The organism is Isoptericola sp. Y581 (assembly GCF_059445475.1).
This window is the reverse complement of the sequence record NZ_JCAIUK010000004.1, coordinates 1-21,065: the sequence shown is the minus strand read 5'-3', so window position 1 is coordinate 21,065 and position 21,065 is coordinate 1. Positions and strand designations below refer to the sequence as shown.

The following is a 21,065-nucleotide window of genomic DNA, read 5'->3' as shown; positions in this document are numbered from 1 at the left end:
AAACCGGGGACTCGACCCTTCGACAGGCTCAGGACGGCGCAGGCTCGACCAGCGACGTCAGGCGAGGCGCTCGCGCAGGAACGTCCAGGCCAGCGCGGACATGTGCGCGGCCTGCGCGTTGTTGGCCGCGCCGCCGTGCCCGCCCTCGATGTTCTCGTACGAGGTGACGTCCTTCCCCGCAGCGAGCATGAGCGCGGCCATCTTGCGCGCGTGGCCGGGGTGCACGCGGTCGTCCTTGGTGGACGTCGTGAACAGCACCGGCGGGTAGTCGCGGTCGGCGTCGAACAGGTGGTACGGCGAGAACGTCCGGACGAACTCCCAGTCCGCGGTGTCCGGGTCGCCGTACTCGGCAACCCAGGACGCGCCGGCGAGCAGGTGCGAGTACCGCTTCATGTCCAGCAGCGGCACCTGCACCACGACGGCCCCGAACAGCTCGGGGTACTGCGTGAGCATGTTGCCGGCCAGTAGCCCGCCGTTGGACCCGCCCTGCGCGCCCAGGTGCGCGGGGGTCGTGATGCCGCGAGCCACGAGGTCGCGGGCCACGGCGGCGAAGTCCTCGTACGCCTTGTGGCGGCGCTCGCGCAGCGCGGCCTGGTGCCACGCGGGGCCGTACTCGCCGCCGCCTCGGATGTTGGCCACCACGTGCACGCCGCCGCGGGCCAGCCACGCGCGGCCGGCCGCGGGGGAGTAGCCGGGCAGCAGCGGGATCTCGAAGCCGCCGTACCCGTAGAGCAGGGTCGGCGCCGCGCCCGGGAGCGTCGGGTCGGCCGGACGCACCAGGTCCTCGCGCCCGACGACGAAGTACGGCACGCGGGTGCCGTCGTCGGAGGTGGCGAAGTGCTGGACGGCGACCATGCCGTCGGCGTCGAAGAACGCGGGGGCGGCCTTCAGCGGCTCGGGCTCGGCCGGCTCGTCCTCGGGGCCGCGGACGGTCGCGAGCGCGAGGGTCGACGGCGTGAGGTAGCCGGTGGTGGTGAGCCAGACGTCGTCGCCGTCCACCGGGTCGACGGCGCGAGCGCCGACGGTGACGAGGTCGCCGCCCACGGGCAGCGTCGAGCGGGTCCAGGGCTCGCCGGGCGCCGTGCCCGCCCCGGCGGGCGGGGTGAGTACGTGCAGGCGGTTCTTCACGTCGTCGAGCACGTTCACCACCAGGTGGTGCCGCGTCCAGGCGGCCCCGACCAGGGAGGTCGACGGCGTGGGCTCGAACAAGACGGTGAGCTCGCGCGAGCCCGCGAGGAACGCGTCCGCGGGGGCAGCGAGCAGCGAGCCGGCGGGGTACGTGGTGCCGGCGGTGGTCCAGTCGTCGCGCAGCTCGACCAGCAGCCACTCGCGGTGGAAGCCGACCTCAGCCGACTCGGGCACGTCGATCTTCACGAGCCGCTGCTCGGGCGTGCCGACCTGCTCGACGAGGTACGTCTCCGAGCGGTAGAAGGCGATCGACCGGCTCACGACGTCGCGCTCGAAGCCCGGCGTCCGGGAGCGCCGTGCCGAGATGTACATGTCGTCGTCGGTGCCCTCGTACACGACGACTGCGGCCTCCAGCGGTGTCCCGCGCCGCCAGAGCTTGGCGACCCGCGGATAGCCCGACGGGGTCATGGTGCCCGGCCCGAAGTCCGTGAAGACGTACACGGCGTCCTCGTCGGCCCAGGCGAGCCCGCCCTTGGCGCCGGTGTGGCCGTCGGCCCGCGTGGTGTCGCGCTCGAACCCGCCCTCGGCCGCCGGCACGAACCGCTTGTCCACGAGGTCGAACTCGCGCGTCACGTCGGCGTCGGACCCGCCGGGGGAGAGGTCCACGAGCGCGCGGCGCCAGGGCTCTCCCGCGGCGAGCTGCTCCGGGGTGGGGCGCAGCAGCGAGGCGCCGTGCCACACCCAGCTCTCGGCCTCCGCCGCGGCGAGGGCGTCGAGGTCGAGCACCGTCTCCCACGCGGGGTCGTCGGTGCGGTACTCCTCGAGGGTGGTGCGACGCCACAGGCCGCGCTCGTGCTCGGCGTCGCGCCAGAAGTTGTACAGGTGGTCGCCGATCCGCGACACGTCGGGGATGCGCTCGTCGGAGTCCAGCACCTCGCGGACCGCCGTCTCCGTGGCCGCGAAGTCCTCGGCCGCGCCGAGGGTGGCGTGCGCGTGGTCGTTGCGCGCGCGCACCCAGGCGAGCGCGTCCGCGCCCTCGACGTCCTCCAGCCACGCGAACGGGTCGGGCGCTCCGGGGTCGAGCGGGGTGGTCGGTGCGGCGGTGGACGGGACGGTCTCGAGACGCTCGGCGGTCATGGTCGGCACGATAACCTCCGGGCCAGGCACTCCGGCGGCAGGTCCTCTTCCAACCGGGGGGCGCCCGTGGTAGAAACTCCTGGTCAGGGGATTGATCCCGCTATGGACGTTCCAGGGGTTTCGCCCCTTTCACCCACGGGGGTGCGGTGAGTACGACGACCTCTGCCGGTCCGGGCGCGAGCGCCCGCGTCATCGGACAGCTCTGCGCCGGGGCCGCGGTGCTCTGCGTCGCGGCCGTGCCGGTGCTCGGGGGTGCCGCGGGGGAACCCGTGGCGCGCGAGACGGGATGGGCCTTGGCCGCCCTGGCGGCCGTCCTCGTCGTGGTCGCGGCGGTAGCGCTGTCGCTGGCCGCCCGGCGGGCCGAGTCCGCCCGTCTCGCGTTCCGCGACGAGCTCGCGGCGGGCCTGGCGGCGAGCGCGCGGTCCCTCGAGGAGGCGACGACGGCGCTGGCGGGCGCCCAGGAGGCGCACGACGACCAGCGGGCCGCGGTCGAGACCGCCGTCGTCGCGCTGGGCCGCAAGGTCCAGGCCTCGGCGCACCGCATCCAGGAGGAGGCCGCGCGCATGGTGCAGCGGCACGCGGCGGACCCGGACGTGCTGCACACCTCCATGCGGATCGACCACGCCGCGGCCCAGCACGCGCGGCAGGCGCAGAACCTCGTCGCCCTCTGCGGCCGCCGGCCCGGCCAGGCCTGGGACGACCCGCTGGCCCTGCCGGACGTCGTCCGGGCGGCCGCCGGGCGCATCACCGCCTTCCAGCGCATCGACGTCTCGGGCGACCCGGGTCTGGCGGTCCTCGGGCGGGCGATCGAGCCGCTCGCGCACGTGGTCGCGGAGCTGCTCGCGAACGCCACCCAGTGCTCCCCGCCGAACACCCAGGTCCTCGTCGCCATCCGGCAGGTGCAGCGAGGCGCCGTCATCGAGGTCGACGACTGCGGCGTGGGGATGGCCCCGCGTGAGCTCGAGCGGGTGCGGGAGGTCGCGTCGGGCAAGCGCCCGGTGGGGATCGCGGACCTCGGCGAGGTCCCGCAGACCGGCCTGGCCGTCGTCGGCGCGTACGCGCGCCTGCTCGGCCTGCGCGTGGACCTGATGGAGTCCGTCTACGGGGGCCTGCGGGCCGTCGTGCTGGTCCCCGGCGAGCTGACCACCACGTCCGCGGTGGCACCGGAGGCGCTGGCCCCGAGCGTCGACGAGGCGTGGGGCGATCGCGCGGTCGTGCCCGAGGCCCGGACGACTGCGGCACTCTCGTTCGCGCCGTCGTCCGTGCCGCCGGAACCGGTGGCGCCGCCGGCGCTCCCGCAGCGGCGCGCGAGGCGCGGCGCCGTCGACCCGGCCGCTCTCGCCCCGGCCCGGACCCCCACTGCCCAGACCGCCGACCAGACCGCTGACCAGACCGCGGAGCAGGCCGGCGAATGGATCGGCGCGTTCTTCGCGACCGATCACCACGCCCAGGAGCCGTCGACCGTGACGGACGGGAACTCGGAGGACAGATGACCACCCAGACCACCGGCACGACGCCGCTCGGGATCGCGCATCCCGACAGCTGGATGCTCGACCTCGTGGCCGGGGTGCGTGGTGTGCGGCACGCCGTCGTGCTCAGCTCCGACGGGCTGGTGAAGGTCCGCACGGACGTCACCGACCCGGACTCCGCCGACAAGGTCGCGGCGGCCTGCGCGGGCCTCATCGCCCTCGGCATGAGCATGGGCCGGGAGTTCGGCGCGGGGGACCGGCTGCGCCAGGTGCTCGTGGAGTTCGAGGGCGGCTTCCTCTTCGTCCGTGGTGCGGGCGACGGGTCGCGGCTCGCGGTCGTGACCGACGCGACCGTGGACCCCGGGCTCGTGGCCCAGCAGATGCAGGCCCAGGTCCTCATGATCGGGGAGCGGACGCTCGGCACCGACCCGGTCGGGCCGTCGGTCGCGCTCCCGCTCGAGACCACGCTCGAGACCATGCCCGGTTCCCCGTCCGAGCCCTCGCTCGAGCACTGAGGGAGACCCGATGCCCACGGACGGCTACCGCGACCATCCGGTGCGCTCGTACGTCCTGACCGGCGGACGCGCGCATCCCTCCCGCAACACGTTGCGGCCCGAGACGCTCCTGCGCACGGTGGACGACGGGCGCGAGCTGCCCGTCGGCGCCGGGCGTCACGAGCGCGCCCTCCTCGAGACCTGCCGGGGCACGCTCGCCCTGGCCGAGCTCGCCGCGTACCTGCACCTGCCCACGAGCCTCGTGGCGGTGCTGGTGTCCGACCTGGTCGACTCCGGCTACCTGGCGATCCGCTCCCACGCGCAGCACGACCTGCCGGGACTCGGCCTGCTGGAGGAGGTGCTCGATGGGCTCCAGCGATTCTGATCGCACGGGTCCGGACCCGACAGGTTCTGATCCCGGCAGCGCCCGGCACCTGGCGTCGACCGTCGAGCGGTCGGTCAAGGTGCTGGTGGTGGGCTCCTACGGCGTCGGCAAGACCACCCTCATCGGCGCCGTGAGCGAGATCCCCGTCCTCAGCACCGAGGAGACCGTCACCGCCGCCAGCGTCGGCGTCGACCCCCTCCTCGGGTCGAAGTCGACGACGACGGTCGCGATGGACTTCGGCCGGGTGACCGTGGGCGGGACCACCGCGCTCTACCTGTTCGGCACGCCGGGGCAGCGGCGCTTCTGGGATCTGTGGGCCGGCCTGGCCGAGGGCGCCGTCGGGGCGCTCGTCCTGGTCGACACGCGCCGGCTGGAGGACAGCTTCGAGGTGCTGGACCAGCTCGAGGAGCAGACGCGGCTGCCGATCGCCGTGGTGGTCAACGAGTTCCCGGACGCGCCGCGCTACGGCGTAGACGCCGTGCGCGGCGCCCTCGACCTGCCGCCGGGCACACCGGTCGTCTCCGGCGACCTGCGCGAACGCCGCCAGGCCGTGGAGGCGCTCAAGGCCCTCGTCGCGCACGCCGTGCGCCGCGCGGGCGGCGGGAGCGCGACCGCGTGAGCCTCACCGGCGCGGTGCGCGTCGTGCGTCTCGAGGACGTCGCCGATCGACCGCTGCTCGCGGACCTGGCCGGTGCCGTGGACCCGCGGGCGAGCTACGAGGCCCTGCGCTCGCGCTGGGGCGCGCTCGCGCCGGTCGACCTCGAGCCGGGGGTGCCGGCCTGGCTGGCCCTGGGGCACGCCGAGGTCGCCGCCGTGCTGCGCAACGAGGCGCTGTTCTCCCGGGACTCCCGCCACTGGCGGTACGAGGCCGAGCGGCTCGTCGCCTGGCGCTCGCCGACGCGGGCCGTGCTCGCGCAGCGCGACAGCGCCCACGACCGCGACGGAGCCGAGCACCGGCGCCTGCGCGCGCCCCTGGCCGACGCCCTGGACGCGCTCGAGGAGAAGCGTGTCGTGCGGACGGTGGACGTCGCGTGCACCGCCGTGCTCGGCCGGCTCGCCGCCCGCGGCAGCGCGGACATGGTGGCCCAGTACGCCGTCGACGTGCCCGTGCGCGTGCTGGCCGACCTGCTCGGCATGACGCTCGCGGACGCGCGTCGACTGCACGAGCTCACCGTGGCCCAGCGGTCGGGCACCCAGGACGCCTACGCGGCCGCCACCGAGGCCGAGGACCTGCTCGCGGGGTTCGTCGCCGCCCGCCGCGCCGAGCCCAGCGACGACCTCACGTCGGCGCTGCTGGCCCACCCCGGGCACGCGAACGACCTGGAGGTGATGGGCGCCGTCGCGCTGCTCTTCCAGACGGCGCACGACGCCGAGATCGCCTGGATCGCCACCGCCCTGCAGCGCGTGCTCGCGGACCCGGCGTTCGCGGCCCGGCTGTACGGTGGCCGGCTCTCCCTCGACGACGCCCTGGACGAGGTCGCCCGCGACACGCCGCCGCTGCCGCACCTGCGGCCCCGCTACGCCCTCACCGACGGCGAGCTGGGCGGCCAGGCCGTCGCCGCCGGCGACGCGGTCGTGCCGGCCGTCGCCGCCGCCAACGCCGACCGCGCCGTCCAGGCGGTCGACACGTGGGAGCAGGTCGACTCGCGGTTCCACCTCACCTGGGGCACGGGCGCCCACGCGTGCCCCGCGCACCGCACGGCGCCGGTCATCACCCGCACGGTGGTGGGGCACTTCCTCGCCCGGGCCGCCGACATGGAGCTGATGCTCGCGCCCGGCGACGTGCTGCCCGTGCGCTCGGCGTGGGTGCGCCACCCGCGCGAGCTCCCGGTCCGCTTCGTCTGACTGCGACTGATCTCGCGGCTCGTGCGGAGCGGGAGCCCGCGGCGGGCGGGTCACGCGTGCTGCGCGACGCGCTCCCGGATCCGGGTCGACACGTGCCGGAACGCCTTCGGGACCACCGGCAGCAGCCACTGGGCGGCGCGCGTGGGCGCGGGGAGGCGCGCGTCGAGATCGTCCAGCAGCTCGTCGACCTGGCGCAGCGAGAACGGGATGACGTTGGTGCCGCGGGCGTGCTTGCCCTCCGTGCGCTTCTCCATCCAGTCCACGCGACCGGCCACGTGCTCGCGGCGGACCTCGAGCGGGGGCAGCCGCAGGGCGCCGGCCAGGTAGGCGGCCGTCCACACGGCGCCGATCTCGGCCGACAGCGGGCTGAACAGCGACGAGTTGTACCCGGCGAAGGTCAGGTGGGGTACGTCGTGGGGCAGCACCTGCCGGTAGAGCTGGAAGTTCCCCCGGTCGTCGAGCAGGCGGGCCCGCAGGTCGTCGTCGAGGAACGGCACGCGCTGGTGGAAGCCGGTGCCGCAGACCACGAGGTCGGCGCGCGTCGTCGTCCCGTCGTCGAGCACGGCGACGGGGGCGCCGTCGTCGTCCGCCGCCAGGCGCTCGATCTCGGTGTCGCGGTGCACCACGATCGCGCCCGCGTGGACCTGCTCGAAGAAGCCGTCGGTGGCGAGCGACGCCGAGGACCGGGCGATGTCCGCGAACTCGCCGCGGGGCACCAGGCCGAGCTCCTTCAGGCGCAGCTGCCTGGTGGAGACCGAGCTGACGCCGGAGAGCATCGACCGGCGGACGCCGTCGCCCGGCCCGTGCAGGAACCGCTCCATCCCGCCCTCAAGGGTCTGGTAACGGAACAGGCCCTCGCCGAGGCGGGTGAGCAGGAGGTACTTGTAGTTCAGCGCGTTGCCCAGCTTCTTGGGCAGCTTCCACAGCAGGTGTCGCGCCACCACGTGGGTGCTGACCGCGACCTGGCCCAGCTCCGCGGCGACGTCGCAGGCGGACTTGCCGTAGCCCACGACGACGACATGCTTGTCGCGCGCGTCCTCGAGCGAGGTGAGCTGGCTCGCGGCGACGACCTTGCCGCCCGCCCGCAGGAGCTGCGCGAGCCCCTCGAACCGGGGGATGACGGGGTCGGAGAAGATGCCGTTCGCGACCACGAGGTGGTCGAACGGCTCGGGATCGCCCACCGCCTCGCCGGCCCGGCGCGCGGTGACGAGCCAGCCGTCCTCGGCCGGGGTGAGCTCGGCCTGCACGACCTCGGTCGACAGGCGCAGCGTGCCGCCCAGGTCGTGCAGCTCGACGTACTGCTCCAGGTAGGCCTGCACCTGCTCGCCGCTGGGCCACTCGGGGAAGTCTTTGGGCATCGGCAGGTCGGAGAAGGAGTACGAGCCCTTGTTGTTCTGGGTCGTGAGCCCGGAGTAGCGGCGGCTGGCGCTCCACACGCCGCCGACGTCGGGGGTCTTGTCGAACACGGTCACGTCGTGCCCGAACTCGCGGAGCACCTTGGCACTGGCCAGGCCGGCGAAGCCGGCGCCGACGACGGCGATCTTCATGGTCGTCCTTGCTGTCGGTCGATAAGGGCCGAATCGCCAGAATCGTAGCGGTCCGGACAGTCCGCGCGATAGGTCCCGTGGCGGGGCCGACGGCCCCGGCGTCGGTACGGCCGGTGTCGGCGGGACGCGGCAAGATGGGCCCGTGACCGACATCGAACCCACTGCGCTCGACGAGACTGCGCTCGACGAGACCGTGCGCGACGAGGCCGGCGCCCAGCGCCGCTGGGCGGAGCTGGTCGCGCTGGTCGAGGAGGACCAGCGCGCGTACTACGAGGACGACGCGCCGAAGGTCTCGGACGCCGAGTACGACGGGCGCATGCGCGAGCTGCAGGACCTGGAGGCGGCGCACCCGGCGCTCGTCACACCGGAGTCTCCGACGCAGCGGGTGGGCGGCCGCGCGGCGGCGGGCTTCGCGACGGTCCAGCACCTGGAGCAGATGCTGTCCCTCGACAACGCGTTCAGCGCCGAGGACATCGCCGCGTGGGCCACGCGCGTGCACCGCGACCTGGGCCTCGGGCCCGACGACCGCGTCGGGTACCTGTGCGAGGTCAAGATCGACGGCCTCGCGATCGCGCTGCTCTACGAGAAAGGCCGGTTGGTGCGTGCGGCCACGCGCGGCGACGGTCGCACGGGCGAGGACGTGACCGCCAACGTGCGCACCATCGCGACCATCCCGCAGCGCCTGGGCGGCGACCCGGCCACGCACCCGGACGTCATCGAGGTCCGGGGCGAGGTCTTCATGGGCGTCGACGACTTCGCGGCGCTCAACGAGAAGCTCGTCGCCGCGGGTCTGGACCCGTACGCCAACCCGCGGAACACCGCGGCGGGCTCGCTGCGGCAGAAGGACCCGCAGGTCACCGAGAGCCGCAACCTGCGCATGTACGCGCACGGGGTGGGCGCCCTGCAGTGGACCCAGGGCGAGCACGCCGAGCTCGGGCGCCAGTCGGACGCGTACGCGCTCTTCGAGCAGTGGGGCGTCCCGGTCTCGCCGCACAACCGGGTGGTCGAGGGCCTCGACGGCGTGCAGCAGATGATCGACTACTACGGCGAGCACCGGCACTCCATCGAGCACGAGCTGGACGGCATCGTCGTCAAGGTGGACGCGCTCGCCGACCAGCGCCGCCTGGGCGCCACCAGCCGCGCGCCGCGCTGGGCCATCGCGTACAAGTACCCGCCGGAGGAGGTCAACACCCGCCTCCTGGCCATCCAGGTGGGGGTGGGGCGCACGGGCCGGGCGACGCCGTACGCGGTGATGGAGCCGGTCAAGGTCGCGGGCTCCACCGTGCGGCAGGCCACGTTGCACAACCAGGACGTGGTGCGGGCCAAGGGCGTGCGCATCGGCGACATGGTGGTGCTGCGCAAGGCCGGCGACGTGATCCCCGAGATCCTCGGCCCGGTCGCGGCGCTCGCGGACGACGGCTACCCCCGCGAGGACTTCGTCATGCCCGCCCAGTGCCCCGAATGCGGCACGCCGCTGCGCCCGATGAAGGAGGGCGACGTCGACCTGCGCTGCCCCAACGCCGAGACCTGCCCGGCGCAGGTGCGCGGGCGCGTGGAGCACATCGGCTCGCGGGGCGGGCTCGACGTCGACGCGCTGGGCGAGGTGACGGCCGCCGCGCTCACGCAGCCGCTGGAGCCGAAGGAGCCGCCCCTGCGCACGGAGAAGGACCTCTTCGACCTCACGATCGAGCAGCTCGCCCCCATCCGCGTGGTCGTCCGGGACCCGGAGACCGGGCTGCCGCGGCCGAGCGACGGCCGGGGGGAGTCGGCCGACGTCACCATGTCGGACGGCTCGATCACCAGCGCCAAGGTGGTCCGGCCGTTCCAGAAGGTCGTCAGCCGCACCTACCCGCCGGGGTACGAGGACGCGACGCCGGCGGAGCGCCGCGCGGCCGGGGTCCGCAAGGACTTCCCGGTCTACGGGCCCTCCACCACCGCCGAGACACTCGTCTTCGAGCTGGACCGCGCCAAGACGAAGGACCTGTGGCGCATCCTGGTCAGCCTCAACATCCGGCACGTCGGGCCCGTCGCGGCCCGGGCGCTCGCGGACTGGTTCGGCTCGCTCGACGCGATCCGTGCGGCCTCGCGCGAGGAGCTGGCCGCGGTCGACGGCGTGGGCCCGATCATCGCCGACGCGCTGCTGGACTGGTTCGAGGTGGACTGGCACCGGGAGATCGTCGCGGCGTGGGAGCGCGCCGGGGTCCGCTTCGCCACGCCCGGGCACCCCGGCCCGGAGGCCATGGCGACGCAGGCCGACCAGGGCCCGACCGGACCGCTTGCCGGCCTGACGGTCGTGGTCACCGGCTCGCTCGAGGGCTACAGCCGCGACGGGGCGAAGGAGGCGATCCTCGCCGCGGGTGGCAAGTCTGCCGGGTCGGTCTCGAAGAAGACCGACTACGTCGTCGTGGGCGAGAACGCCGGGACGAAGGCGGCCAAGGCGGAGGAGCTCGGCCTGCCGGTCCTCGACGAGGACGGGTTCACGCGCCTGCTCGAGGCCGGCCCGGCGGCGCTGGACGGCGGCCTGGACGGCACGGTGGGCGACGCTCCGGACGGCGACGAGGGCGACTGACGCCCGCGGCTACGCTGCGCGGGTGCTCGACGCTCCCACCACCTCGCTCCCGGCCCTCCGCGGCGCGGCCCCTGCGCTCGGCGGGCCCGTCAGGCGTCAGGGGCGCCGGGCGACGACGTCCCGGAGGGGCCCCTCGTCGGCGGCGGCGAGCGGGACCAGCGCGTCGCGCGGCGGCGCGGTGGGCGCGCCCAGCAGGTTCGCCAGCGCGTGGAACGCCGCGATCGGCCGCCTCGTCGCGGCGACCGCGTGCGCGACCTCGAGCAGCCACGCCCGCGCCGCCGAGTCGTCGTCCCGGCCCGCCACCCTGGCACGCCGGACGGCGACGTACTCGGCCGGCGCGAGGGCCGCGAGCCCGGTGTGCCAGGCGTCGGCCGGCTCGGCCGCCCCGACCAGCGCGTCGTCCCCGCTGAGCCCCACCGCGACGCCCGGGCCGGCGGCGCGGAGCGCGGCCACCCGGCCCGCCGGCCGGGCCGCCGTCGACGCCGGGTCCTTGACCGCGGCCACCACGCCCTCGGCGGCGAGGCGCCCGAGGAGCTCCACCGAGACGTCGTACCCGAGCTGCACGGGCTTGTTGTAGAAGCACACGGGGGTACCCGGCACGGCGGCGGAGACCCGCGCGAAGAGCGCGCCCACGTCGGCGTCGTCGAGCGGCAGGTAGGAGAACGGGGGGAGGACGAGCCCCGCGGCGCCGGACCGGACGGCGGCCCGGGCGTGCGCGACGACGCGGTGAGCGGACGCGTCCGCCGCGCCCGCGTACACCGGGGCCAGCGAGCCAGCGGCGTCGACGGCGGCGCGCACCACGGCGTCCCGCTCGTCGCCGTCGAACGACACCCCGGCGCCGGAGGTCGCCAGCACCGTGACGCCGTCCACCCCGGCTGCGACGGCGCGGTCGACGAGACCGGCGAGCGCATCGAGGTCGGGCGTCCCGTCGTCGTGCAACGGTGTGATCGGGTACGCGAGCAGCCCGGTGAACGGTGCGGTCGTGGTGGTCATGCCGCGCATCGTACGGCGGTGCCCGCGGTGGTCAGGCGCTCGCGGTGAGCGCCTCCACCGCCTCGGTGGAGAGCGCGTGGTCGGAGGCCATCGCGGCGGCCCCGAGCACGCCGGCCTGCGCACCGGTGCGGGCCACGGCGATGCGCAGGTGCTGGGTGGCCAGCGGCAGCGACCGTCGATACACGACCTCCCGGATCCCGGCGATCAGGTGCTCGCCGGCCTCGGCGAGGATGCCCCCGAGCACGATCACCGACGGGTTGAGCAGGCTGACGGTGGAGGCCAGCACGGCGCCGATCTCGCGGCCCGCCTGCCGCACGGCCCGCCCGGCGCTGACGTCGCCGCCGCGCACCAGGGCGACGACGTCGGCCGGGCCGGCGACGTCGAGGCCCTCCTGCCGGAGGTGGGAGGCCAGCGCCTGCGCGCTCGCGATCGCCTCGAGGCAGCCCACGTTGCCGCAGCGGCACACGATGTCCTCGGCCCCGGGGACGGCGATGTGCCCGATGTCGCCCGCCGCACCCTGCGCGCCGCGCCGCAGCGCGCCGTCGGCGATGATGCCGGCGCCGATGCCCGTGGCGACCTTGACGAGGATGAGGTCCGGGACGTCCGCCCAGGCGATGCGGTGCTCGCCGAGCGCCATGATGTTGACGTCGTTGTCCACGAGCACGGGTGCGTCGAAGCGGGCCCGGAGGATCCCTGGCACGTCCGCGTCGTCCCAGCCGGGCATGATCGGGGGGTTGTTCGGGTGGCCGGTGGCGTGCTCGACGGGCCCGGGCAGCCCGACGCCCACCCCGGCGAGGTCCGCGAGGTCGCGGCCGGCGGTCTCGAGGAGCTTGCGCCCCGTCTCGGCGACCCACTCGAGCACGGGCCCCGGCCCGTCCGCGATGGCGAGCGGGGCGTCCAGCTCGGCGAGCACGGTCGAGGCGAGGTCCGTCACGGCGAGCCGCGCATGGGTCGCGCCGAGGTCGACGCCCAGCACCACCTGCGACGACGGGTGGAACGCGAAGGTCGCAGGCGGGCGTCCCCCGGTGGAGGTCGCCTCGCCGGCCGGGGCGATGAGCCCGGTGGCCATGAGCGCGTCGATGCGCCCGGCGACCGTGGATCTCGCCTGCCCCGTGAGGGTGGCGAGCTCGGCCCGCGTCCGGGCGCGCCCGTCGCGCAGAAGCTGGAACATCTCGCCCGCCCCGGACGTCCGCGGGCCGGCGCCTACACCTTCCGTCATGGCCGTAGTCAATCACGACCGGTTCACCCGCATCTTTTGCTTGACGCTCGACAGAAGGGGTCCTAGGTTCAGACCCATGGTCGACGTGGACCGCGACGACGCGGCAACGCCCGAGGACAGAGACGCCCCGGTCCCTCTGCTGCGCATGGAGGGGATCGTCAAGCACTTCCCGGGCGCCAAGGCGCTCGACGGGGTGGACCTCGACGTGCTGCCGGGCGAGGTGCACTGCCTGCTCGGTCAGAACGGCGCCGGCAAGTCGACCCTCATCAAGGTGCTGGCGGGCGCGCACCAGCCCACCGCCGGTCGGGTGCTGGTCGACGGCGCCGAGGTCGTCGTCCCGCACCCGGTCGCGGCGCTGCGGCACGGCATCGCCACCATCTATCAGGAGCTCGACGTGGTCGACGGGCTCACCGTCGCGGAGAACGTTTTCCTCGGCCACGAGCTCGACCGCGGCGGGTTCACGCAGCGGCGCGACGCGACCCGGCGCACGCGCGAGCTGCTGGCGCGGCTCGGCCACCCCGAGATCTCTCCGCACCGCGAGGTCGGCCGCCTGTCGGCCGCGGGCAAGCAGGTGGTGTCGATGGCGCGGGCGCTCTCCCACGACGCGCGCGTCATCGTCATGGACGAGCCGTCCGCCGTGCTCGACGCGGGCGAGGTGCAGAACCTCTTCCGGGTGGTCCGCGAGCTCACCGCGCAGGGGGTGGCCGTCGTCTACATCTCCCACCGCATGGAGGAGATCCGCCAGATCGGCGATCGCATCACCGTGCTCAAGGACGGGCGGACGGTGGGCCGCGACCTGCCGGCCACGACGCCGACCGTCGAGCTGATCCGCCTCATGACCGGGCGGACCGTCGAGTACGCCTTCCCGGCGCGGCCGGGCGTCCCCCAGGACGCGCCCGTCGTGCTCGACGTCGAAGGGCTTGCTCTCGCCGGGACGTTCGAGGACGTGTCCTTCCAGGTCCGGGCCGGCGAGATCGTCGGCCTGGCGGGCCTGGTCGGCGCCGGGCGCTCGGAGATCCTCGAGACGCTCTACGGCGCCCGGCGGCGCACCGCGGGCAGCGTGACGGTCAAGGGCCGGCGCCTGCGTGCGGGCTCGGTGGACGCCGCGGTGGGCACCGGCATCGGGCTGTGCCCCGAGGAGCGCAAGAGCCAGGGCCTCGTCCTCGACGAGCCCGTCTACAAGAACATCACCCTGTCCACCTTCGCCCGGATCGCCCGGGGCGGCTGGCTCGACGAGCGCGCGGAGCGCGCGGCGGCGCGCGAGCAGGTCTCTGCCCTCGACCTGCGGCCCGCCGACGTCGACCGCACCGCCCGCACCCTGTCGGGCGGCAACCAGCAGAAGGCGCTGCTCGGCCGGTGGCTCGTGCACGGCTGCGACGTGCTGCTCCTGGACGAGCCCACCCGTGGCGTCGACGTCGGCGCCCGGTCCGAGCTCTACGCCCTGGTGCGCCGGCTCGCCGACGCCGGGACAGCGGTCGTCGTCGTCTCCAGCGAGATCCCGGAGGTCCTGGGGCTCGCCGACCACGTGCTCGTGGTCTCCGAAGGACGCGTCGTGCACCGTGCACCCGCGCAGGACATCGACGAGCACCGCGTGCTCGACCTCGTCATGGAAGGAACCGCCGCATGAGCACCCAGGTCGACGCACCACCCGCGGCCGAGTCGCGGTCCTCGTGGCTGTCCGGCCCCGCCGGGCGCACCGTCGGGCTCGTCGTGGCCCTGGCCCTCGTCGCCGTCGTCGGCGTGATCACGGGCGGCGAGCGCTTCGCCAGCATCGACAACATCATGACCATCCTCCGGCTCGCGTCGGTGACCGGCGTGCTGGCCATCGGGATGACGTACGTCATCACCGCGGGCGGCATCGACCTGTCGGTGGGCTCCCTGGTGGGCCTCACCTCCGTGTGGGCCAGCACGCTCGCCACCCAGACGATGGCCGAGGACGTGCACTGGACGGTCATGGTGCTCACGGCGCTCGCGGTGGGCACCGCGGCGGGCCTCATCAACGGCCTGATCATCGCCTACGGCAGGGTCGTGGCGTTCATCGCCACCCTCGCGATGATGATCGCCGCCCGCGGCCTCGCGGAGATGATCTCCGGCCGGCAGACGCAGGTCGTCGGCGTGGACGGGTTCCTGGACTTCTTCCGCGCCGACTTCATCGGCGTCCCGGTGCTCGTGTGGATCTTCGCCGTGGTCGCCGTGGCCGGCTGGTTCCTGTTCAACCGCACCACGTTCGGACGGCGCACGGTGGCCGTGGGCGGCAACATCGAGGCGTCGCGCCTCGCGGGCATCAAGGTGCAGCGCCACCTGCTGTACGTCTACGCGCTGTCCGGGCTCACGTCGGGCATCGCGGGCGTGATGATGCTCGGCCGCACCACGGCCGGAAGCTCCACGCACGGCATGTATCTCGAGCTCGAGGTGATCGCCGCCGTGGTCGTCGGCGGCACGCTGCTCATCGGCGGGCGCGGCACCATCGTCGGCACCGTGATCGGCGTCGTCATCTTCGCGATGCTCACCAACGTCTTCACGATCAACAACCTGTCGATCTCCGCCCAGAACGTCGCCAAGGGCGTGATCATCGTGGCCGCCGTGCTGATCCAGCAGCGGTTCGCCAAACGATCGTCCACCTGACGCCGCCGCACCTCCCTGCATCTCCCCGCACCACCCCGCACCGGGTCACCCGCCCGGCGGGGCCGGACCGAATCGAGGATCACATGTCCGCACGTACCGAACGCTTCAACCGTGGCCGGCGCACCGCCGCGCTGGCCGCCGTGGCCACCACCGCCGTCCTGCTCGCCGCCGGCTGCACCAGCAACGAGGCCCCCGAGGACGAGGGCTCGGCCGCACCGCAGGTCGCGGCCGAGGGCAACGACGAGCCGGGGGAAGAGATGGTCATCGGCTTCTCCGCCCCCGCAGCCGACCACGGCTGGATGGGCGCCATCACCCAGTCCGCCGTCGACACCGCCGAGCAGTACTCGGACGTCGAGCTCCGGCAGGCGGAGGCCACCAACGACGTCAACGTCCAGATCAGCCAGATCGAGCAGTTCATCAACGACGGCGTCGACGCCATCGTGCTGCTCCCGTTCGACGGTGCGGCGCTCACCGAGGTCGCCACCAAGGCGATGGACGCGGGGATCCCCGTCATCAACGTGGACCGCGAGTTCTCCAGCCCGTTCGCGGCACGCGCCACGGTGCTCGGCGACAACTACGGGATGGGCGTGAGCGCCGGCACGTACATCTGCGAGCAGCTCGGGGACAACCCCGACGCCGTCGTCGCCGAGATCGCGGGCATCGACTCGCTGCCGCTCACCCAGGACCGCAGCAAGGGCTTCAAGGACGCGCTGTCCGACTGCGGCCTGGACGTCGACGCCCGGGTCGCCGCGGACTTCACCGTCCAGGGCGGCGAGACGGCCACGTCGAACCTCCTGCAGGCGGAGCCGAAGATCGACGCCATCTGGAACCACGACGACGACCAGGGCGTCGGCGTCCTGGCCGCCATCGAGAACGCCGGCCGGGACGAGTTCTTCATGGTCGGCGGCGCCGGTTCCCTCGACGTGATGGAGCACATCAAGGCCGACGACTCCGTGCTGCAGGCCACCGTCGTCTACCCGTCGACGCAGGCCGCCGACGGCATCAAGCTGGCCCGGCTCGTGGTGCACGACAAGAACATGGGGGACCTCGTCTCGGCGGGCGTCCCGCGCACCACGCAGCTCTACGCACCGGTCGTCACGGCCGACAACGTCGACCAGTACCTGCCGATCGGCTTCCGGTCCTGACCGGGCCGATCGACGACGACTGACGACCACCGGGAACACGACGGACGGCACCGGCCGGCTCCCAGGGCCGGCCGGTGCGCCACCGCAGGACAGGGAGGGCAGCATGGCCGAGCACGCCCCAGCAGGGGGGACTCCGACGCTGGGCGTCGGGATGGTCGGATACGCGTTCATGGGTGCGGCGCACTCGCAGGCCTGGCGGACCGCGCCGCGGTTCTTCGACCTGCCGCTCGCCCCCCGGATGCGGGTCGTCGCGGGCCGCGACCCTCAGGCGGTCCGCGCGGCGGCGGACCGGCTCGGCTGGGACGACGCCGTGACGGACTGGCGGGAGCTGCTCACGCGCGACGACGTCGACCTCGTGGACGTGTGCACCCCGGGCGACACGCACGCCGAGATCGCGGTCGCGGCGCTCGAGGCGGGCAAGCACGTGCTGTGCGAGAAGCCGCTCGCGAACTCGGTGGCCGAGGCCGAGACGATGGTGGCGGCCGCCGACGCGGCGGCCCGGCGCGGGGTGACGGCGACGGTGGGCTTCACGTACCGCCGCGTCCCCGCGATCCAGCTCGCGCGTCGCCTGGTCGAGCAGGGGCGGATCGGCGAGGTGCGGCACGTGCGGGCCCAGTACCTGCAGGACTGGCTCACGGACCCCGACGCGCCGCTGTCGTGGCGGCTCGACAAGGAGAAGGCGGGCTCCGGCGCGCTGGGCGACATCGGCGCCCACGTGGTCGACCTCGCGCAGTTCGTCACCGGCGAACGGCTGGTCGGCGTGGCCGGGATGCTCGAGACCTTCGTGCACGAGCGCCCGGTGCCGGCGTCGTTCTCCGGCCTGTCCGGCGAGGCGGGGGAGGGCACCGGCCCGGTGACGGTCGACGACGCGGCCGTCTTCTTCGGGCGGCTGGCGGGCGGGGGGCTCGCCAGCTTCGAGGCCACCCGGTACGCCGGGGGTCGCAAGAACGCGATCCGGCTCGAGGTCAACGGGACCCGGGGCTCGGTCGCCTTCGACTTCGAGGACATGAACCTGCTGCACTTCTTCGATGCGAGCGACGACGCCCAGGTCGCGGGGTTCCGTCGCATCGTCGTGACGGAGCCGGAGCACCCCTACGGCGGGCACTGGTGGCCGGCCGGCCACGGCCTGGGTTACGAGCACGCCTTCACCCATCAGGTCGTCGACCTCGTCGGCGACCTGGCGGCCGGCAAGCAGCCGACGCCGTCCTTCGCCGACGGCCTCGCCGTGCAGCGGGTGCTCGACGCCGTCGAGCGCAGCTCCACCGGCGGCAGCGGTTGGGTCGACCTCGCCGGTTGAGCCTGTCGAAACCGAGCCTGTCGCAACCCACGTCGCTGGTTGAACCTGTCGAAACCCGCTGAGAAGGAGCATCTCGATGTCACGACCGATCACCCTGTTCACGGGCCAGTGGGCCGACCTACCCCTGGAGGAGGTGGCCCGGCTCGCGTCCGGCTGGGGGTACGACGGGCTGGAGCTCGCCTGCTGGGGCGACCACCTCGACCCGTGGCGATGGGACGACGACGCCTACGTGCAGTCCCGGCTGGACCTGCTGGAGCGGCACGGGCTCACGGTGCACGCGATCTCCAACCACCTCAAGGGCCAGGCGGTGTGCGACGACCCCATCGACGCGCGGCACCGCGACATCCTGCCCGACGTCGTATGGGGCGACGGCGACCCGGAGGGGGTGCGGCAGCGCGCGGCCGAGGAGATGAAGCACACCGCGCGGCTGGCGGCCCGGCTGGGGGTCGACACGGTCGTGGGGTTCACGGGGTCGTCGATCTGGAAGTACGTGGCCATGTTCCCGCCCGCGTCCGAGGCGATGGTCGAAGCCGGCTACCAGGACTTCGCGGACCGCTGGAACCCGATCCTCGACGTCTTCGACGAGGTCGGGGTGCGGTTCGCGCACGAGGTGCACCCGAGCGAGATCGCGTACGACTACTGGACGACGGTGCGCACCCTCGAGGCGATCGGGCACCGCGAGGCCTTCGGCCTCAACTGGGACCCGTCGCACATGGTGTGGCAGGACCTGGACCCGGTGAGCTTCCTGTGGGACTTCCGCGACCGCATCTTCCACGTGGACTGCAAGGACTCCAAGAAGCGCATGACGAACGGCCGCAACGGGCGGCTGTCGTCCCACCTGCCGTGGGCGGACCCGCGACGCGGCTGGGACTTCATCTCCACCGGGCGCGGGGACGTGCCCTGGGAGGACGCGTTCCGGATGCTCAACACGATCGGGTACGCGGGGCCGATCTCGATCGAGTGGGAAGACGCCGGAATGGACCGCCTGGTCGGCGCGCGCCAGGCTCTGGAGTTCGTGCGCGGGCTCGCGTTCGACCCGCCGGCGGCGGCGTTCGACGCCGCGTTCTCCCAGCGCCGCTGACCCACGCGGCGACGCGGCCGACCCAGCCTGGACGACGACAGCGTGGCGCCGGGTGGTCCGGCGTCCTGATCAAAGGAGATCAGCATGACCAGTCGTACCGAGCTCGACCGCCGGACGTTCCTGCGTCTGGCGGGGTCCACCGTCGCGGTCGGAGCCGCGACCGTCACCGGGGCGGGGGCCGCCGCGGCGTTTCCCGCGGCGGCGGCCGGGGCCGGCGGGGGAGGTCGCCGGCTCGTGCCCCCGGGCAAGCTGGGCATCCAGCTGTACTCGATCCGCGACAAGGTCTCCTCCCTGGGTTTCCGCGCCGTGTTCGAGCGCCTCGCGCAGATCGGGTACGCCGAGGTGGAGTTCGCCGGCTACACGCAGGGGACCGTCGGTGCGATCACGCCGGCGCAGATCCGCACGCTGCTGGACGACAACGGCCTGGCCGCGGTCGGCTCGCACCGCGGGATCGGCGACTTCGCCGCGAACCTGGAGGCGGAGCTCGACATCGCCGAGACGCTGGGGATGCGGCACGTCGGCACGGCGAACGCGCCCACCAACGTGCGGACGGTCGCCGGGTACCTGGCCGCCGCCGAGCAGTTCAACGGCTTCGGCGCGGCGGCCGCCGCGCGCGGGCTGAAGTTCTACCAGCACAACCACCAGCACGAGTTCGGGTTCGCGACCGACGACCCGTCCGTGCGGCTGTACGACGTGTTCCTCGAGAACACCGACCCGCGCGCCGTGTTCCTCGAGATGGACGTGTATTGGGCCTTCGTGGGGCGGTACCTCTACCCAGGCTTCGAGCCGGTCGAGTACGTGCTGGCGAACCGGAAGCGGTATCCGATGTTCCACCTCAAGGACGGCCGGGTGAACCCGACGTCGGCCAACGGCTACGACATCGTCGAGTTCGGGGTGGGCGACCTCGACTACCGGTCGTTCCTCAGCGCCCTGCACGGCTCGGGGCAGCAGCACGGGATCTGGGAGCAGGACAACGCGGCCACCGTCGCCGAGCCTCCGCACCCGGTGGACTCCCTGGGCAACGCCGAGCGCAGCGCGGACGCGATCCTCGCGCTGCGCGCCCGTCCCGGCCGGCACTGACGGGAGGCGGCGGCCGGTCTCCGGGGAGCGGACCGGGACCGGCGCCGTCAGGCGTCGCGACGCTGAATCATCACGACGTCGTCGTGCTCCACGCCGCCGACGTCGTAGGTACGCGTCCCCGCCACCTCGAAGCCGTGCTTGCGGTAGAAGGCCTGGGCGCGCAGGTTCTGGCCGTTCGTCCCGAGCCACAGGTGCGGGGCAGCGCCGGGGTCGGGGGCGAGGCGCCCGGCCGCGCGGACCACGTCGTCGAGGAGAAGCCCCGCGACACCGGATCCCGTCGCGTCGGGATGGACGTAGATCTTGGAGAGCTCGGCGTACGGCCCCGGGCCGGCCGCGTCGCCGAGCACGTCGCGCTCTGCCTGCCCGTCCGGCTCGCCGAACGCCACGAGCGCGTAGCCGAGCAGCCGGCCGGAGCCCGGTCCGACGGCGACCGGGAGCGCGTGGCGGTCCGAGGCGATCCACGCCCGGAAGCACTCGGGGCTCAGGTGCGCCGCGATGTGCGCGGCGATCGTGGCTACCCGTGTCGCGGGCGGGCACGCGAGGGGGAACGTCAGCGCGGCGAGCCAGGCGACGTCCGCAGCCTCCTCGGCACGGGCGGGGCGCACGAGCACGTGGCCGGGCGACGGAACGAGGGGCGAAGAGGCGGTCACCGCGCGAATCTAGCCCTGCCTCCGGGTGTGTGTGCCCCGCGTCACCGCCGGCGGAGTTGGTCCGGGCCCGAGGAGCGTGTAAGTTCTACGAAGTCAGCCCGACAGGGAGACGGACACGAAGAGCACAGCCCGGGAGACCGGCGCTCGAGTGGCCGACCGGGGCTGGAACTCCATTCGAGGATCGGGTCGCTTCGTGTGCCCCGAGACGCGATCTGGGGGCTTCCCGACGTCGAGTCGGACGAGCCGTTGCCCGGGAACGGGCGGTTGGATCGGCCGGAAAGAGTCTGGTAAGTTTGAGGAGTTGCCCCCGGCGGGGTCAGGACGAAGGTCCTGGTCTTGTGGGTGTGCGTCGGTTGTTTGAGAACTCAACAGTGTGTTTGATAGTCAATGCCAAAGTTTTT

At 73.7% G+C, this 21,065-nt stretch carries 17 protein-coding genes; 12 read left to right on the top strand and 5 right to left on the bottom strand.

The features are described 5' to 3' along the window. Positions 1-57: 57 nt before the first annotated feature. Positions 58-2,265: a prolyl oligopeptidase family serine peptidase gene (locus tag AC1C2W_RS08645; protein ID WP_495412888.1), complete on the bottom strand. Its 2,208-nt coding sequence runs from the start codon at positions 2,263-2,265 to the stop codon at positions 58-60. A gap of 146 nt (positions 2,266-2,411) precedes the next feature. On the opposite strand from AC1C2W_RS08645, the gene AC1C2W_RS08640 reads away from it, so the two are divergent. Genes AC1C2W_RS08640 through AC1C2W_RS08620 form a run of 5 tightly spaced genes read left to right on the top strand, consistent with a single transcriptional unit; the run spans position 2,412 to position 6,458 of the window. Beyond that, a complete protein-coding gene (locus tag AC1C2W_RS08640; protein ID WP_495388470.1) occupies positions 2,412-3,758 on the top strand; it encodes an ATP-binding protein in 1,347 nt (448 codons plus the stop codon). Continuing rightward, positions 3,755-4,249 (top strand): roadblock/LC7 domain-containing protein, encoded by a 495-nt coding sequence (locus AC1C2W_RS08635; protein ID WP_495388469.1) that lies wholly within the window; start codon positions 3,755-3,757, stop codon positions 4,247-4,249. The genes AC1C2W_RS08640 and AC1C2W_RS08635 overlap by 4 nt, the downstream gene beginning before the upstream one ends. A gap of 10 nt (positions 4,250-4,259) precedes the next feature. Further along, positions 4,260-4,613 carry a DUF742 domain-containing protein gene (locus AC1C2W_RS08630; RefSeq protein WP_495388468.1) on the top strand — a complete coding sequence of 118 codons (354 nt, stop codon included), beginning with the start codon at positions 4,260-4,262 and terminating at the stop codon, positions 4,611-4,613. Beyond that, positions 4,594-5,232 (top strand): GTP-binding protein, encoded by a 639-nt coding sequence (locus AC1C2W_RS08625; RefSeq protein WP_495388467.1) that lies wholly within the window; start codon positions 4,594-4,596, stop codon positions 5,230-5,232. Before AC1C2W_RS08630 ends, AC1C2W_RS08625 begins: the two co-directional genes overlap by 20 nt. Next, positions 5,229-6,458 (top strand): cytochrome P450 family protein, encoded by a 1,230-nt coding sequence (locus AC1C2W_RS08620; RefSeq protein WP_495388466.1) that lies wholly within the window; start codon positions 5,229-5,231, stop codon positions 6,456-6,458. Before AC1C2W_RS08625 ends, AC1C2W_RS08620 begins: the two co-directional genes overlap by 4 nt. Positions 6,459-6,508: 50 nt before the next feature. On the opposite strand, the gene AC1C2W_RS08615 is transcribed toward AC1C2W_RS08620, so the two are convergent. Continuing rightward, positions 6,509-8,005, bottom strand: a complete 1,497-nt coding sequence (locus tag AC1C2W_RS08615; RefSeq protein WP_495388465.1) for a flavin-containing monooxygenase — start codon at positions 8,003-8,005, stop codon at positions 6,509-6,511. A gap of 142 nt (positions 8,006-8,147) precedes the next feature. On the opposite strand from AC1C2W_RS08615, the gene ligA reads away from it, so the two are divergent. Next, positions 8,148-10,574: an NAD-dependent DNA ligase LigA gene (ligA, locus tag AC1C2W_RS08610; RefSeq protein ID WP_495412887.1), complete on the top strand. Its 2,427-nt coding sequence runs from the start codon at positions 8,148-8,150 to the stop codon at positions 10,572-10,574. A 96-nt stretch (positions 10,575-10,670) separates the two neighbouring features. Here ligA and AC1C2W_RS08605 read toward each other — a convergent pair whose 3' ends face one another. Together AC1C2W_RS08605 and AC1C2W_RS08600 are read right to left on the bottom strand one after the other, a co-directional pair. Beyond that, a complete protein-coding gene (locus AC1C2W_RS08605) occupies positions 10,671-11,567 on the bottom strand; it encodes a dihydrodipicolinate synthase family protein (protein ID WP_495412886.1) in 897 nt (298 codons plus the stop codon). 31 nt (positions 11,568-11,598) lie between these two features. Further along, the gene (locus AC1C2W_RS08600; protein WP_495412885.1) at positions 11,599-12,786 is read right to left on the bottom strand and encodes an ROK family protein; all 1,188 of its coding nucleotides are present in this window, start codon (positions 12,784-12,786) and stop codon (positions 11,599-11,601) included. A 76-nt stretch (positions 12,787-12,862) separates the two neighbouring features. Between AC1C2W_RS08600 and AC1C2W_RS08595 the strand changes: the two genes are divergently transcribed. From AC1C2W_RS08595 to AC1C2W_RS08570, 6 genes are all read left to right on the top strand, one after another. Next, positions 12,863-14,413: a sugar ABC transporter ATP-binding protein gene (locus tag AC1C2W_RS08595; RefSeq protein WP_495412884.1), complete on the top strand. Its 1,551-nt coding sequence runs from the start codon at positions 12,863-12,865 to the stop codon at positions 14,411-14,413. Next, the gene (locus AC1C2W_RS08590; RefSeq protein WP_495388460.1) at positions 14,410-15,411 is read left to right on the top strand and encodes an ABC transporter permease; all 1,002 of its coding nucleotides are present in this window, start codon (positions 14,410-14,412) and stop codon (positions 15,409-15,411) included. Before AC1C2W_RS08595 ends, AC1C2W_RS08590 begins: the two co-directional genes overlap by 4 nt. An 83-nt stretch (positions 15,412-15,494) precedes the next feature. Further along, positions 15,495-16,556 (top strand): substrate-binding domain-containing protein, encoded by a 1,062-nt coding sequence (locus AC1C2W_RS08585; RefSeq protein WP_495388459.1) that lies wholly within the window; start codon positions 15,495-15,497, stop codon positions 16,554-16,556. 103 nt (positions 16,557-16,659) lie between these two features. Continuing rightward, positions 16,660-17,853 (top strand): Gfo/Idh/MocA family protein, encoded by a 1,194-nt coding sequence (locus tag AC1C2W_RS08580; RefSeq protein WP_495412883.1) that lies wholly within the window; start codon positions 16,660-16,662, stop codon positions 17,851-17,853. Positions 17,854-17,929: 76 nt separating this feature from the next. Next, on the top strand, positions 17,930-18,934 hold the full coding sequence (locus AC1C2W_RS08575) for a sugar phosphate isomerase/epimerase family protein (RefSeq protein ID WP_495412882.1): 1,005 nt from the start codon (positions 17,930-17,932) through the stop codon (positions 18,932-18,934). Positions 18,935-19,018: 84 nt separating this feature from the next. Then, positions 19,019-20,014, top strand: coding sequence for a sugar phosphate isomerase/epimerase family protein (locus AC1C2W_RS08570; protein WP_495388456.1), 996 nt, complete (start codon positions 19,019-19,021; stop codon positions 20,012-20,014). A gap of 47 nt (positions 20,015-20,061) precedes the next feature. Here AC1C2W_RS08570 and AC1C2W_RS08565 read toward each other — a convergent pair whose 3' ends face one another. Further along, positions 20,062-20,664, bottom strand: a complete 603-nt coding sequence (locus tag AC1C2W_RS08565; RefSeq protein ID WP_495388455.1) for a GNAT family N-acetyltransferase — start codon at positions 20,662-20,664, stop codon at positions 20,062-20,064. Between the last annotated feature and the right edge of the window lie 401 nt (positions 20,665-21,065).